Source organism: Achromobacter pulmonis, from assembly GCF_902859765.1.
Lineage (GTDB): Bacteria > Pseudomonadota > Gammaproteobacteria > Burkholderiales > Burkholderiaceae_B > Achromobacter > Achromobacter pulmonis.
In genome coordinates, this window is sequence record NZ_CADIJV010000034.1 from 39,915 (window position 1) to 53,150 (window position 13,236).

Annotated in this window: 10 protein-coding genes and 2 tRNA genes; 6 read left to right on the forward strand and 6 right to left on the reverse strand. The window is 66.5% G+C overall.

Features of this window, described 5'->3' with window-relative positions; translation table 11 throughout:
* Position 1 precedes the first annotated feature (1 nt).
* From HV701_RS22535 to rnr, 3 genes are all read right to left on the reverse strand, one after another.
* Positions 2-1,246 carry a cystathionine gamma-synthase family protein gene (locus tag HV701_RS22535; protein ID WP_175135230.1) on the reverse strand — a complete coding sequence of 415 codons (1,245 nt, stop codon included), beginning with the start codon at positions 1,244-1,246 and terminating at the stop codon, positions 2-4.
* Positions 1,247-1,288: 42 nt separating this feature from the next.
* On the reverse strand, positions 1,289-2,026 hold the full coding sequence (gene rlmB, locus HV701_RS22540) for a 23S rRNA (guanosine(2251)-2'-O)-methyltransferase RlmB (protein WP_175135231.1): 738 nt from the start codon (positions 2,024-2,026) through the stop codon (positions 1,289-1,291).
* A 232-nt stretch (positions 2,027-2,258) separates the two neighbouring features.
* On the reverse strand, positions 2,259-4,724 hold the full coding sequence (gene rnr / locus HV701_RS22545; RefSeq protein WP_175135232.1) for a ribonuclease R: 2,466 nt from the start codon (positions 4,722-4,724) through the stop codon (positions 2,259-2,261).
* A gap of 178 nt (positions 4,725-4,902) precedes the next feature.
* Between rnr and HV701_RS22550 the strand changes: the two genes are divergently transcribed.
* Positions 4,903-4,987: transfer RNA gene (locus HV701_RS22550), tRNA-Leu, on the forward strand.
* A 169-nt stretch (positions 4,988-5,156) separates the two neighbouring features.
* Here the strand turns inward: HV701_RS22550 and HV701_RS22555 are convergent.
* Positions 5,157-5,768 (reverse strand): tRNA-uridine aminocarboxypropyltransferase, encoded by a 612-nt coding sequence (locus HV701_RS22555; protein ID WP_175135233.1) that lies wholly within the window; start codon positions 5,766-5,768, stop codon positions 5,157-5,159.
* 205 nt (positions 5,769-5,973) lie between these two features.
* On the opposite strand from HV701_RS22555, the gene HV701_RS22560 reads away from it, so the two are divergent.
* Positions 5,974-6,058 (forward strand) — tRNA-Leu (locus HV701_RS22560).
* Between the two features lie 98 nt (positions 6,059-6,156).
* On the opposite strand, the gene HV701_RS22565 is transcribed toward HV701_RS22560, so the two are convergent.
* Positions 6,157-6,597, reverse strand: a complete 441-nt coding sequence (locus tag HV701_RS22565; RefSeq protein ID WP_175135234.1) for a GNAT family N-acetyltransferase — start codon at positions 6,595-6,597, stop codon at positions 6,157-6,159.
* A gap of 119 nt (positions 6,598-6,716) precedes the next feature.
* On the opposite strand from HV701_RS22565, the gene HV701_RS22570 reads away from it, so the two are divergent.
* The 4 genes from HV701_RS22570 (at position 6,717) to HV701_RS22585 (ending at position 11,853) form a co-directional block, all read left to right on the forward strand.
* Positions 6,717-7,625, forward strand: a complete 909-nt coding sequence (locus tag HV701_RS22570; protein WP_175135235.1) for a DMT family transporter — start codon at positions 6,717-6,719, stop codon at positions 7,623-7,625.
* 31 nt (positions 7,626-7,656) lie between these two features.
* On the forward strand, positions 7,657-8,601 hold the full coding sequence (locus tag HV701_RS22575; RefSeq protein WP_175135236.1) for an AEC family transporter: 945 nt from the start codon (positions 7,657-7,659) through the stop codon (positions 8,599-8,601).
* Positions 8,602-8,771: 170 nt separating this feature from the next.
* Positions 8,772-9,995 carry a YeeE/YedE family protein gene (locus HV701_RS22580; protein WP_175135237.1) on the forward strand — a complete coding sequence of 408 codons (1,224 nt, stop codon included), beginning with the start codon at positions 8,772-8,774 and terminating at the stop codon, positions 9,993-9,995.
* A 187-nt stretch (positions 9,996-10,182) separates the two neighbouring features.
* Positions 10,183-11,853, forward strand: coding sequence for an FMN-binding glutamate synthase family protein (locus HV701_RS22585; RefSeq protein WP_175135238.1), 1,671 nt, complete (start codon positions 10,183-10,185; stop codon positions 11,851-11,853).
* A 21-nt stretch (positions 11,854-11,874) separates the two neighbouring features.
* Here the strand turns inward: HV701_RS22585 and HV701_RS22590 are convergent, their stop codons facing one another.
* A complete protein-coding gene (locus tag HV701_RS22590; protein ID WP_175135241.1) occupies positions 11,875-13,230 on the reverse strand; it encodes a phospholipase D-like domain-containing protein in 1,356 nt (451 codons plus the stop codon).
* Positions 13,231-13,236 lie beyond the last annotated feature (6 nt).

Below are 13,236 nucleotides of genomic sequence, written 5' to 3' on the forward strand. Positions count from 1 at the left end.
ATTATCCCTGCAGGCTGCCGTTGAGCGCCTGATCGAAGTCAAATAGCAGATCAGTCTCATCCTCGATGCCCACCGACACCCGGATCAGGCTGTCGGCGATCCCCATCTGCTTGCGCCGCTCGGCGCCCATCTCGTAATAGATGGTGTGCGCGGCCGGCAGCGCCAGGCTGCGCGTGTCGCCCAGGTGGGTCGCCATCAGCACAACGCGCAGGCGGTTCAGGAAATCGAAGCAGTCCACGCCTTCGGCCAGCTCCACGCCCAGCAAGCCACCAAAGCGCGAACCGAACAGCGCCGCGGCGCGCGCGTGTTGCGGATGACTGTCCAGCCCGGGGTAATGCACCTTCGCCACGCCGCGATGCTCTTGCAGGAAGCGCGCCAGCGCCAGCGCATTGGAACAATGCTTGGCCATACGCAGGGCCAGCGTCTCGGCCCCCACCGCGATGCGGTGCGCGGGCTCGGCCGCCAGCGTGCCGCCCATATCGCGCAGGCCCTTCTTCTTGATCTGGGTCAGCCCCCAGCCGGTGGACGGGCCCTTGCGATAGGCGTCATGGATGTTCGAATAATTGGCCCAGTCGTACAGGCCGGTATCGGTGACGGCGCCGCCGAGCGCATTGCCGTGGCCGCCAATGTACTTGGACAGCGAATTCATCACCAGCGAAGCGCCCACCGTCGATGGCCGGAACATCCAGGGCGACGTCAACGTGTTGTCGACCACATAGACCAGCCCCTTCTCGCGGCAGATCTCGCCGATGACCGCCAGGTCGGCCACCTGGGTGCCGGGATTGGCGATGGTTTCGGTGAACACCATGCGGGTATTGGGCCGGATCGCGGCGCGCACCTGCGCCGAGTCGGTCGCGTCCACGAAAGTGATTTCCACCCCCAGCTCCAGCAGCGTGCCGAGCAGGCTGTTGGTATTGCCGAACACGTACTGGCTCGACACCAGGTGGTCGCCACGGCGCAGCAGCGTGGTGAAAATGGCCGCCAGCGCGGCCATGCCGGTGGCGAAGCTCACCGTGCCCTTGCCGCCTTCCATATGGTTGACCTTGGCTTCCAGCGCCGTGGTGGTCGGCGTGCCCTGGCGCGCGTACGTGAAACCCGGCTTGCCCTGGAATACCGCCGCCAGTTCACGCGCATCGGCGTAGGCGAATTCCGACGAGGGATGCATCGGCTTGTGCACCGCTCCGTGCTCGACGGATTGCTGGCGGTCGGAATGGAGGATCGTGGTGGTAAAGCCGTTCTGGTGCATGATGGGTTACGCGGGAAGGGAAAGATCTACGGAGATACGGATTCAGGCCTGGCGCTGGCGCACGGATTCATAGAGACAGACGGCGCTGGCCACGCTGACGTTCAGGCTCTCGACCGAACCCAGCATGGGAATATTGACCAGTTGGTCGCAGGTCTCGCGCGTCAGCCGGCGCATGCCCTCGCCTTCGGCGCCCATGACCCAGGCCATGGGCTGGCGCGCGTCGACCTGGTGCATGCTCTCGGTGGCTTGGTCGTCGGTCCCCACCAGCCACACTCCGCGATCCTTCAGGCCGCGCATGGTGCGCGCCAGGTTGGTGACCATCAGGTACGGCACGGTATCGGCCGCGCCGCACGCGACGCGCTGCACCGTGCTGTTCAACCCCACCGCGCGGTCACGCGGCGCGATCACGGCGTGCACGCCGGCGGCATCGGCCGTGCGCAGGCAGGCGCCCAGATTGTGGGGGTCCGTCACACCATCCAGGATCAACAGCAGCGGCGGCCCCTCGATCACATCGAGCACCTCATCCACATCCACCGCCAACTGGCGCTCATCGGCCAGCGCCACCACACCCTGGTGGCGAGTCCCGCGCGCCAGTCCATCCAGGCGCTCCATCGGAACCGGATGCAGGCGGCAGCCGGCCCGCTCGACCTGCTCGATGAGCGTCTGCATGCGCTTGTCGCGGCGCGACGCTTCTACGTAGATTTCCTTGATCGACTCGGGCGCGTGGCGCAGCCGCGCGACAACCGCGTGAAACCCGGCAAGGACTTGGGTCGACGCCATAAATGCAAATACCTTTAGAGAAACGAATACCCGCGCCGGAGCGGAACGGGCCGCCGGACGCACCGGCCACAGGCGCAATGTTACCCCTTATGGCCTTATTCCTTATGGCCTCATCCCTTGTCGCCGGCGCCGCGCCCCCCCCCCCCCCAGGGGCGCGCGGCCAGGACGCCCGCCTTGCCAGCGGGATGCCACGGCGCCCCGCCCTTCCCGGGAGAAACGCCGCGGCCCGCCGTCAGTGGCGCTTGCGCGTGGCCTGCTTGGCCGGCGCGGCGTGCTGGGCAGCCTTGGGCGGCTTGCTCGCCTTCTTGGCGGCAGCGCGCCGCTCTTTGGCGGTCTGGCCCTTGAGCGCGGCCGGCTTGGGCGCGGCTGCCTTCTTCACGCGGCGCGGTCCCTCGTCGGGGCCGCGGGCCGCGGCCTTGCGCAAGGCATCGAAGCTGGTGCCCTGCACCAGACGGAATTCGATCCGGCGCGCCTCCAGATCGACCCGCGACACCTGCACCTGGACCTTGTCGGTCAAGCGGTAGCGCATGCCAGTGCGTTCGCCGCGCAGCTCGTGCAGCGCGTCGTTGAACTGGAAGTACTCGCCGCCCAGCTCGGAAACATGCACCAGCCCTTCCACGTGCAGCGTGTCGAGCGTGACGAAGATGCCGAAGCTGGCCACGCCGGTGACGGTGCCGCTGAAATCCTCGCCCACACGCTCCTTGACGAACCAGCACTTGAGCCAGGCCTCGACATCGCGCGAGGCTTCGTCGGCGCGGCGCTCGCTGGCCGACAGCACCAGGCCCAGCTTTTCCCAGATGGCGTGTTCGTGCTCGCGCTGGGTGCGGCCGATCACGACCGGCTGCTCGTCCAGGCTGGGCACGTAGCGCTGGCCGGCCAGCAACGCCTTGATGACGCGGTGCGTGAGCAGGTCGGGGTATCGGCGGATTGGCGAGGTGAAATGGCTGTAGCCGGGATATGACAGGCCGAAGTGGCCCAGATTGTCCGGGCTGTAGATGGCCTGCTGCATCGAACGCAGGCACATGGTCTGCAGCAGCTGGTAGTCAGGACGCCCCCGCACCGAGTCGAGGAAATCACCGTAGTCCTTGGCGCTGGGCGTCTCGCCCCCACCCAGCGACAAGCCCATGGTGCGCAGGAATTCACGCAACGATTGCAGGCGCTCGGGCGTCGGACCTTCGTGGATGCGATACAAGCCGGGATGCTTGCTGCGCGCCATGAAGTCGGCCGCGCAAGTATTGGCGGCCAGCATGCACTCCTCGATCAGCTTGTGGGCGTCGTTGCGCACCGCAGGCACGATCTGTTCGATGCGGCCCAACTCGTTGCAGACGATCTTGGTCTCGACCGTGTCGAAATCGATGGCGCCGCGCTTCTTGCGGCTTTGCGAAAGCAGCTGGAAAAGCTCGTACAGGCTCTGCACCTGCGGCATGACGGCGCGCATGGCATGGGCCGCGGGGCCGCCAGGCTGCTGCAGCGCCGCCCAGATATTGGTGTAGGTGGTGCGGGCGTGCGAATGCATGACCGCGTTGTAGAACTGATAGGCCGTCACGGTCCCGGCCTTGGCCCCCGATGCCGGGATCACCATGTCGCACACCAGCACCAGGCGATCGACATCCGGGTTCAGCGAGCACAAGCCGTTGGACAACGATTCGGGCAACATCGGGATGACGCGGCGCGGGAAATACACGCTGGTGCCGCGCTCGAGCGCATCGTCGTCCAGCGCATCGCCGGGCCGCACGTAATGACTGACGTCGGCGATGGCCACCAGCAGGCGCCAGCCCGGGCGCTTGCGCTGGCCCGTTCCCAGTTCCACCGCCTCGCAATAGACGGCGTCGTCGAAATCGCGCGCGTCCTCGCCGTCAATGGTGATCAACGGCACGTCGCGCAGATCGACGCGGTCTTTCAGGTCGGTCCTGCGCACCACATCCGGCAACCGTGCGGCCTGCTTGCGCGCCGCCTCGGAGAATTCAACCGGCACGTCGAACTTGCGCACCGCGATCTCGATTTCCATGCCGGGATCGTCGATCTCGCCCAGCACCTCGGCCACGCGGCCCAGCGGCTGCGTGTGGCGGGTGGGCTGTTCGATGATCTCCACCGACACCACCTGCCCGTGCTGGGCTCCGTTGGTATCGCTGGGCGGAATCAGGATGTCGTGCTTGATGCGCTGGTCTTCCGGCACCACGATGGACAGGCCATGTTCGTGCAGGAAACGGCCCACCAGTTTATTGGTGCGGCGCTCGATGACTTCGACGATGGTGCCTTCCGGCTTGCCGCGGTATTCGCCCGACGGCTTGACCAGCACGCGGTCGCCATGCAGCACCTTGAGCATTTCGCGCGGCGACAGGAACAGGTCCGGCCCGCCATCATCGCGCAGCAGGAAACCGAAGCCATCGCGGTGGCCCAGCACCTTGCCGGCCACGAAATCCAGCTTGGTGGCCAGCAGCAGCACACCCTTGCGATTGGGCATCAATTGGCCGTCGCGCTCCATGGCGCCCAGGCGGCGTTCGAATCCCACCATCGTCGCGGGACGCTCCACGCCCATGCGCTCGGCCAGTTCCACCGGGGACAACGGCGCCCCCGCGGATCGCAGCGCCTTCAGGATGGCTTCACGGGACGGGACATCGGGATCGAAGTCTGGCGGCGCTTCCGGCAACGGAGTGGATCTGTTGTTGTTCGATTCGTTATTCGATCGTTTTGCCAAAGCTAATTTTTCCGTATATAATGCGCAGCTTCTGTGGTTCGCCCAAGGCTGAACACTGAAGCAGAAATGGTCAGACGGATTGTAGAGTGGTTTTGCAATTGCGCTTTGAATACATGAGAAAAACCTCATGCAATCGAAGTGGCAGCGTATCACAAAGTTCTGACTGCAATGTCTCAGTGCCCAGGTGGCGGAATTGGTAGACGCGCATGGTTCAGGTCCATGTGCCGCAAGGTGTGGAGGTTCGAGTCCTCTCCTGGGCACCACGGAATTTCAGCCAAGGCTGCCTGGATTCGCGATGCATGCAAGTCGTCGCGGAAACAAGCGAACAGCGTTGGCAAAAAGTTAAAAACCCCGGAAATCGCGAGATTTCCGGGGTTTTTGCTTTGCGCGACCCAGTTGGGTTGGGCGCCCCGCCCATGACTCCCGTCAGGGTCAGCGCCACGGCACCTTGCGGTTCAAGTGGTGGCGCGCATACAGGTCCGCGCCCATCCCCGCGATCTGACCATCGATCAAGGCCTCGAACGGCCGCAGCAGGCCGTCGAAGTTGCGCGGCGCCTCCAGCGCGTTGAGCGCATGCGTCACCGCCTCGATGGTGGACAACGCACCCGGGATATCCGCGTGCCGCACCCGGTAGCGCGTGACCAGACCAGGCGGCAGCATCACGCGTGGCAACGCGGCCAGTTGCGGATTGATGTGCAGCAACTTGCGCGCATGGGTCCAGGTGCCGTCCGGCACGATCAATTGCACCGGCGCACCCGTCGCGGCGGCACACCCCGGCGTCAATATCTCGGCGCCCTCGCCCGGAAACAGCACGCAAGGCTCAAAGCCTGGCTCGGCCCACTGCGCATACTGGAAGCGCTCCCCCACCAGGCGCCGCGCGCCCTCCAGTCCCAGCACCGCCAGCCGCGCCGTGTTCAGCGCATGGCGCGCCTCGCTCGGATGCTGCAAGACCACCACGCGGGTTCGCGGCACCAACGCCGGGATCAGCGCACATAGGCAATGGGATTCAGGGCGCTTGCAGCGCAGGCAAAGAAGGCGTGACATGGGGCGACACTATAGCGAAGCCGGCCGCCTCAAAAAAAGTGAAAAAAATGCCGCACGACTTGCACACTTTCAAAAAAGTATGCATAATCTCGTTCCTCTGCTGTTGAACACGAAACGAAACGCAGCCGGTAGCAAAAAGTCGAAAGACAAGAAGCCGAAAGGTGGAAGGCAAATCGGAAAGCGACGTGGAAGGTGAAACATCAGCGCCCAGGTGGCGGAATTGGTAGACGCGCATGGTTCAGGTCCATGTGCCGCAAGGTGTGGAGGTTCGAGTCCTCTCCTGGGCACCAATTATTACATCACGAGATACCTGTCGTGATGCGCCAAGAAAACCCCGTTCGCGAAAGCGTGCGGGGTTTTTGTTTTGCCCCGCAGCCCCAGCGCCGGATTACGCCAGCACCCGCGTCATGACGACGTGCGCGATGCCGGCCTCCATGAACTCCTCGCCTTCGACCTGGAAACCGTGGGCTTCGTAGAAGCCCTTGGCATGGGCCTGGGCATGCAACACCAGCATGCGATGGCCATCGCCATGCCCCTGGCTGACCAAGGCATCGAGCAGTTGGCCGCCGACGCCCAGCCCGCGTGCCCGCTTGTGCACCGCCATGCGGCCGATGTGGCCATCCGGCAACAGGCGGCCGGTACCGAGTGGCGTCCCATCCGCGGCGTAGGCCACCGCATGCACCGACACCGCGTCATCATCGTCCATTTCGACTTCGGGCGGCACATTCTGCTCGACCACGAAAACATCGTAGCGGATCGCCGCGGCGTCGGCGCGCAGGCGGTCCCAGGTTCCGAGAGTGATCCGTACCGCCGGTTTGTCAGTAGCCATTTGTATGTCCTCGCGCTGCGGCTTGCCGAAAAGATGATCGCGCCATTTTCGCAGGGATGGCGCATCCGCGAAACAGGCGTACCATCGCGGCTGGCCCATTCCCGCAGCGGACCCTCCAGATGCCGCAAGCCGCAACGCCCGCCTGGTTGAAATTCGCGCCCGCGCTTTTCCTGCTGCTATGGGCCAGCGGCTTCGTCGTGCTCAAGGTGGGGCTGGCTTACGCCGATCCACTGACCTTCCTGGCATTGCGTTATGCCTGCGTGATGGCGCTGCTGGCGCCGTTCCTGCTGGCGTTGCGGCCACCGTTGCCCCAGGGCGCCCATGCCTGGATGCATCTGGCCATGGTTGGCCTGCTGCTGCAGGCCGGCTACTTCTGCTGCACCTACCTGTCGCTCAAGCAGGGCATGTCGGCCGGTGGATTGGCGCTGATCACCTCGCTGCAACCCATCCTGATCGGACTGCTGGCGCCGATGATCGCGCACGAACGAGTCAACGCGCGGCGCTGGGCGGGGCTGGCACTGGGCGTGTCCGGCGCGGCGCTGGTCATTGTCGCCAAGGCCTCGGTCGACCCGGCCTCGACGCTCGGCCTGGTGTTCGCGGGCGCCGCCCTGCTCTGCATCACCAGCGGCACACTGTATGAAAAGCGCTTTGGCGTGCCGACCCATCCCGTGACCGCCAACACGGTGCAATACGCCGTGGGGCTGGCGGTCACGGCGCCGCTGGCATTCTGGCTGGAGCCGATGCGCATCGAATGGAGCGCGCCGCTGCTGGGCTCGCTGGCCTACCTGGTGGTGGGCAATTCACTGGTCGCGATCACACTGCTGCTGGCCATGTTGCGCCATGGCGAGGCATCGCGCGTGTCGGCCCTGTTTTTCCTGGTGCCGCCTTCCACCGCCGTCATTGCCCTGCTGGTGCTGGGCGAGCCCATCCCGCCGCTGGCGTGGCCCGGCATGGCGCTGGCGGCGCTGGGCATCCTGCTAGTGACGCGCTCGGCACACGGCCACGCCATGCCGCGGCAAGTAGAATGAGCGCCTTTCCGCGCTCGCCTCTTTCACCGCCATGAATGCCGTCATCACCGCCGCCCTGCCGGTCTTCGCGCTGATCCTGACCGGATGGCTGGCGGCACGCTGGCGCCTGCTGGGCGCGGGCGCCACCGACGCGCTGAACCGCTACGTGGTCTACCTGTCGCTGCCGGCACTGCTGTTCCGCGCGATGACCCAGGTCGATCTGGCGCACATGGCGCATTGGGGGTTCGTCGGCGCCTTTGCCGGCGGCATCGCCGTCACCTTCCTGTTGGCATTCCTGCCGCGCAAGCGTGGCCCGCGCGGGCTGACCGATCGTGGCATCGAAGGCCTGGCCGCGGCCTATGCCAACGCCGGCTATATGGGTATCCCGCTTTGCCTGGCGCTGTTCGGCGCCGAGAGTCTGGCGCCCGCGGCCTTCAGCACGCTGCTGACGGCCAGCGTCCTGTTTGGCTGCACCATCGCCTTGATCGAGTTCGACCGCCAGCAGGCGCCAAGTCTGGCCGCCACGCTGACCAAGGTCGGCCGCGCGCTGATGCGCAATCCCTTGCTGGCCGCACCGGTTCTGGGCCTGGCATGGGCCGGCACCGGCCTGGCGCTGCCCGAGGGGCTGGATCGTTATGTCTCGCTGCTGGGCGCGTCGGCCAGCCCGTGTGCGCTGGTGACCATCGGCCTGTTCCTGGCCCAGACCGAAACCGCCAGCCCCGGCCCGGGCGTGCTGCGGTTGGTGGCCGGCAAACTGCTGCTGCAGCCCGCCGTGACCGCGCTGCTGGCATTCCAGGTGTTTTCCATGCCGCCGCTGTGGGCCTGGACGGCAGTGCTGATGAGCGCCCTGCCGATCGGCACCGGCCCTTTCATGCTGGCGCAGATGTATGGCCGCGACGCGCGCGTCACCTCGCGCGCCATCCTGGTCTCCACCGTGCTGTCGGTGCTGACGGTCAGCCTGCTGGTGGCCTGGATCAGCGCCCACCCGATCGCCTGAACACCGGTCCTGGTCGTTATATAACTTGAAGTCATAAAAAAATCCGCGATTGGTTCTTTGAGAAATGTTCCGCCGGCCTTAGACTGCAGCGGACCATAACGGGTGCGGCAACGCGCCCGTTTGCTTTTCCCTCGCCGGCATCGTTCTTGCCGCTCCCTCTGGACCCGACCATGAGTACCCACGTTTCCGCCCTGCCCCTGCCCGCGGCCTTGCCGCCGGTCCGCGCCAACCGCAAGCCGCTCTGGATCGCGCTATTGCTGGTGCTGGCCGGCGCGCTGTACCTCCACCAGACCGTCAGTTGGCGCCAGGGCGCGCTGTGGATCGTCGGCGCGTTGCTGGGCGTGGCGCTCTACCACGCCTCCTTCGGTTTCACCCAGGCCTGGCGCGTGTTCGTCTCGGATCGCCGCGGCGCCGGCCTGCGCGCGCAGATGTTCATGCTGGCGCTCGGCGTGCTGCTGTTCTTCCCGTTCCTGGCGCAGGGCTCGTTGTTCGGCCTGCCGGTCAGGGGCCTGGTGGCTCCCCCGGGCGTATCGGTGGTACTGGGCGCCTTTCTGTTCGGCATCGGCATGCAACTGGGCGGCGGCTGCGCCTCGGGCACGCTGTTCGCGGTGGGTGGCGGCAATACCCGCATGCTGGTCACGCTGCTGTTCTTCATCGTCGGCTCGGTCGTCGCCACCGCCCATTTCGATTGGTGGTCCGCGCTGCCCGCGCTGGCGCCGACTTCGCTGATCAAAACCTGGGGCCTGGCGCCCGCCATCATTGCCAACCTGGCGGTGTTCGCGCTGATCGCCTGGATCGCCACCGTGCTGGAAAAGCGTCGCCATGGCCATGTAATCTCACTGGCCGCGCGCACCACGCGCCCGGCTTCGCTGCTGCAAGGTCCGTGGCCGCTGATCTGGGGCGGCGTGGCGTTGGTGGCGCTGAATTTCGCCACGCTGGCGCTGGCCGGCCGGCCTTGGGGCATTACCTCGGCTTTCGCACTCTGGGGCGCCAAGACGCTGGACGCGATGGGCAGTGACGTGGCCACGTGGACCTACTGGAGCGGGCAGGCGGGCCTGAGCGCGCCGCTGCGCCAGGATGTGACCACGGTGATGGACCTCGGCCTGATGCTGGGCGCGCTGGCCGCGGCCAGCGCCGCCGGCAAGTTCGCGCCGGTCTGGAAGGTGCCCGCGCGCTCGCTGGCCGGCGCGGTTATCGGCGGCCTGTTGCTGGGCTATGGCGCGCGTCTGGCCTTCGGCTGCAACATCGGCGCCTATTTCAGCGGCATCCTTTCGGGCAGCCTGCACGCCTGGTTGTGGTTGCCGGCGGCCTTTGCCGGCAGCGCCCTGGGCGTACACCTGCGCCCGCTGTTCGGTCTGGCGGTCGAAAGAACCCCCGCAGCGTCCAGCTGCTGAAAAACACTGTTCCAGCAAGCCCCCTGTTCGGGGGCTTTTTTTGCGCCTGTCCCGCGCAACGCCAACGCTGGCGCCGCCTTCGGGACGACAGACTGATCCGGGATGGCCGCCGCGCCGCGCCGTTCGTTTACCGGTTTTACCGTCGCCCTGGTGTATGGTTGCTGCATCCCGCAATACGGAGATGGACATGCAATGGATCGCCGGCCGCTATACGGCCTTTATCTTGACCCTGGTGGCCGCCGTCGCGACCACCGTGCTGGTCTTCACGCACTCGTACTGGTGGCTGTGGGCCGCCGTGCCGTTGCTGCTGCTGGGCCTGCTGGGCGTCTACGACCTGATCCAGACGCGCCACGCCATCCGCCGCAACTATCCGGTGCTGGGCAACCTGCGCTTTCTGTTCGAGTTCATCCGGCCCGAAATCCGTCAGTACTTCCTGGAGGACGACACGCAAGCTTCGCCGTTCTCGCGGGCGCAGCGTTCGATCGTGTACCAGCGCGCCAAGCGCGAAATCGACAAGCGTCCCTTCGGCACCCAGGAAGACGTCTACGGCGACCGCTATGAATGGATCAACCATTCCATGTCGCCGACCCATATCGGCGATACCGATTTCCGTGTGACCGTCGGCGGCCCGGACTGCACCCAGCCGTATTCGATGTCGGCATTCAACGTCTCCGCCATGAGTTTTGGCGCACTGTCGGCCAACGCCATCCTGGCGCTCAACGAAGGCGCTCGCCAGGGCGACTTCGCGCATGACACCGGCGAAGGCGGCATCAGCCGCTACCACCGCCAACCGGGCGGCAGCCTGGTGTGGAACATCGGCTCGGGCTACTTCGGCTGCCGTGACGAACATGGCGCCTTTTCCGAGGAGGCATTTGCGCAAAACGCCTGTACCCCGCAGGTCAAAATGATCGAGATCAAGTTGTCGCAGGGCGCCAAGCCGGGCCACGGCGGCATCCTGCCGGCGGGTAAGGTCACCCCAGAGATCGCCGAAGCGCGCGGTGTCGCGCCCTGGCAGGATTGCAACTCGCCCGCCAGCCACTCGGCCTTCGACTCGCCCATCGGCCTGATGAAGTTCGTGGCTCGCCTGCGCGAGCTGTCCGGCGGCAAGCCGGTGGGTTTCAAATTCTGCGTCGGCCACCCCTGGGAATGGTTCGCCATCGTCAAGGCCATGCTGGAAACCGGCATCACGCCCGACTTCATCGTGGTGGATGGCGCCGAGGGCGGCACCGGCGCCGCGCCGGTCGAGTTCGTCGACCATGTCGGCACGCCGCTGCGCGAGGCGCTGCGCCTGGTGCACAACACGCTGATCGGCGTGAACCTGCGCGACCGCATCAAGCTGGGCGCTTCGGGCAAGATCATCACCGCTTTCGACATGGCCCGCGTCATGGCCATGGGCGCCGATTGGTGCAACGCCGCGCGCGGCTTCATGTTCGCCATCGGCTGCATCCAGGCCCAGGCCTGCCACACCGGCAAATGCCCGACCGGCGTCACCACCCAGGATCCGCTGCGCCAACGCGCCCTGGTGGTGCCGGACAAGGCTGAGCGCGTGGCCAATTTCCACAAGAACACGCTGCACGCGCTGGCCGAATTGCTGGCCGCCGCCGGCCTGACCCATCCGGGCCAATTGCGCCCCCATCACATCGCCCGCCGCATTTCGCCCAGCGAGATCCGGCTGCTGTCGGCGCTGTTCCCCGAACTGGCGCCGGGAGAACTGCTCCGGGGCGAATTCCGCCACCAGGTGTTCCGCACCGGCTGGTCCATGGCGCGCGCCGACTCGTTCCAGCCGACCCACGACATCAGCACCGCGTTGGCCCAGGAACACGCCATGGCGCATCCGCCGCGGCCCGCCACGGCCTGAGCGCGCGGACGCGCCGGCGTGCTACAGCCAGCGCTCGAACATCCGCGAAAAGAACTCCATGAAGCGGTCATCCACGCCCCGGGCCTGCCAGGCCCCGGGGCTGATCCGTACCGATGCGGCCACATCGCGCTGGAACAGGGCCTCCATCCCGGCGCCGAAGTCCGCCCCCAGCACGACCGCGTTGACCTCGTAGTTCAACGCAAAGCTGCGCCAGTCCATGTTGCTCGATCCAACCGTGGACCAGACGCCGTCCACCACCGCCGTCTTGGCATGCAACAGCGCATCGCGCCGTTCGTAAAGTTTCACGCCAGCCTGCAGCAGCCGGGTGTAGTGGGAACGGCCGGCATGGAAGACCAGCGAGGAATCGCTGAAACCGGGCAACACCAGCACCACATCCACCCCCCGGCGCGCCGCGGCCGCCAGCGCATCGACGAAGGCCGGATCCGGCACGAAGTAGGCCATGGTGATGTGGATCGAACGTTGGGCACTTTCGAACGCGGACATCAACGTCAGATAGACCGTGTAGCCATCGCCGCGGTCAGGCTGGTTGGCCAGGATCCGCACCCGCGTCGGTCCCGCCGCCGGTGCGATGGCCACGCCGCCGCCTCGCAAGGGCTCCTTGGCCTGGGACTGCCATCCACGCTCGATCACCGCTTCCAGTTGCGCCACGGCCGGCCCGTCGATGCGCAGATGCGTATCGCGCCATGGCGCGCCGGCGGCGCCGGTGCGCTCGCCATCCGCGCCGCCCGGCGCGACGCTCTCGGCCGCCGGCGATGACGCATACACGGCGCTGACGTTGATACCCCCCAGGTAGCCGACCTTGCCGTCCACGACCAGGATCTTGCGATGGTTCCGCTGATTCGGCGACCAGCCGGCGCGGCTGCCGCTGGCCGGGTTGACCGGATTGAAAACGGCCACTTGCACGCCCGCATCGCGCAGCCGCTGGAACAGCGCATCCGGCGTATTGAGGGTGCCTACCGCGTCCACCATCAACGCCACATCGGCGCCCCGGCGCTTTGCCGCGATCAAGGCCTCGGCAAAGCGCGCGCCTTCCTCATCATCGTCGAAGATGTAGGTTTCCATATGGACATAGCGCCGCGCCTGGGCGATCGAACGCAGCATATCCTGGTAGGTGCCTGGCCCATCGGTCAGCAGGCGCACGCGATTGCCGGCCACCAGCGGCGCGCCGCTGACCGCCTCTTCCACCGCCAGGTGGCGCGCCAGAAAATCGTCCCGCGCATTGCGCGGATCCGCCGCGATAGCGTGGCCGCGCCGGTAGCTATCCCGGGCCGCATCGGCCGACAGCCCGGCCTGGGCCTGGCGCGCGGCGCGCTCGCGCGCATCGGGCACGCTGGCGCACGCGGCCAGCACTGCGATGCCGCC

What these genes read in the sequence shown, in the direction of transcription:
- HV701_RS22535 (WP_175135230.1), bottom strand. Translation starts at nt 1,246, where the DNA reads ATGCACCAGAACGGCTTTACCACCACGATCCTCCATTCCGACCGCCAG.
- rlmB (WP_175135231.1), bottom strand. Translation starts at nt 2,026, where the DNA reads ATGGCGTCGACCCAAGTCCTTGCCGGGTTTCACGCGGTTGTCGCGCGG.
- HV701_RS22555 (WP_175135233.1), bottom strand. Translation starts at nt 5,768, where the DNA reads ATGTCACGCCTTCTTTGCCTGCGCTGCAAGCGCCCTGAATCCCATTGC.
- HV701_RS22565 (WP_175135234.1), bottom strand. Translation starts at nt 6,597, where the DNA reads ATGGCTACTGACAAACCGGCGGTACGGATCACTCTCGGAACCTGGGAC.
- HV701_RS22570 (WP_175135235.1), top strand. Translation starts at nt 6,717, where the DNA reads ATGCCGCAAGCCGCAACGCCCGCCTGGTTGAAATTCGCGCCCGCGCTT.
- HV701_RS22575 (WP_175135236.1), top strand. Translation starts at nt 7,657, where the DNA reads ATGAATGCCGTCATCACCGCCGCCCTGCCGGTCTTCGCGCTGATCCTG.
- HV701_RS22580 (WP_175135237.1), top strand. Translation starts at nt 8,772, where the DNA reads ATGAGTACCCACGTTTCCGCCCTGCCCCTGCCCGCGGCCTTGCCGCCG.
- HV701_RS22585 (WP_175135238.1), top strand. Translation starts at nt 10,183, where the DNA reads ATGCAATGGATCGCCGGCCGCTATACGGCCTTTATCTTGACCCTGGTG.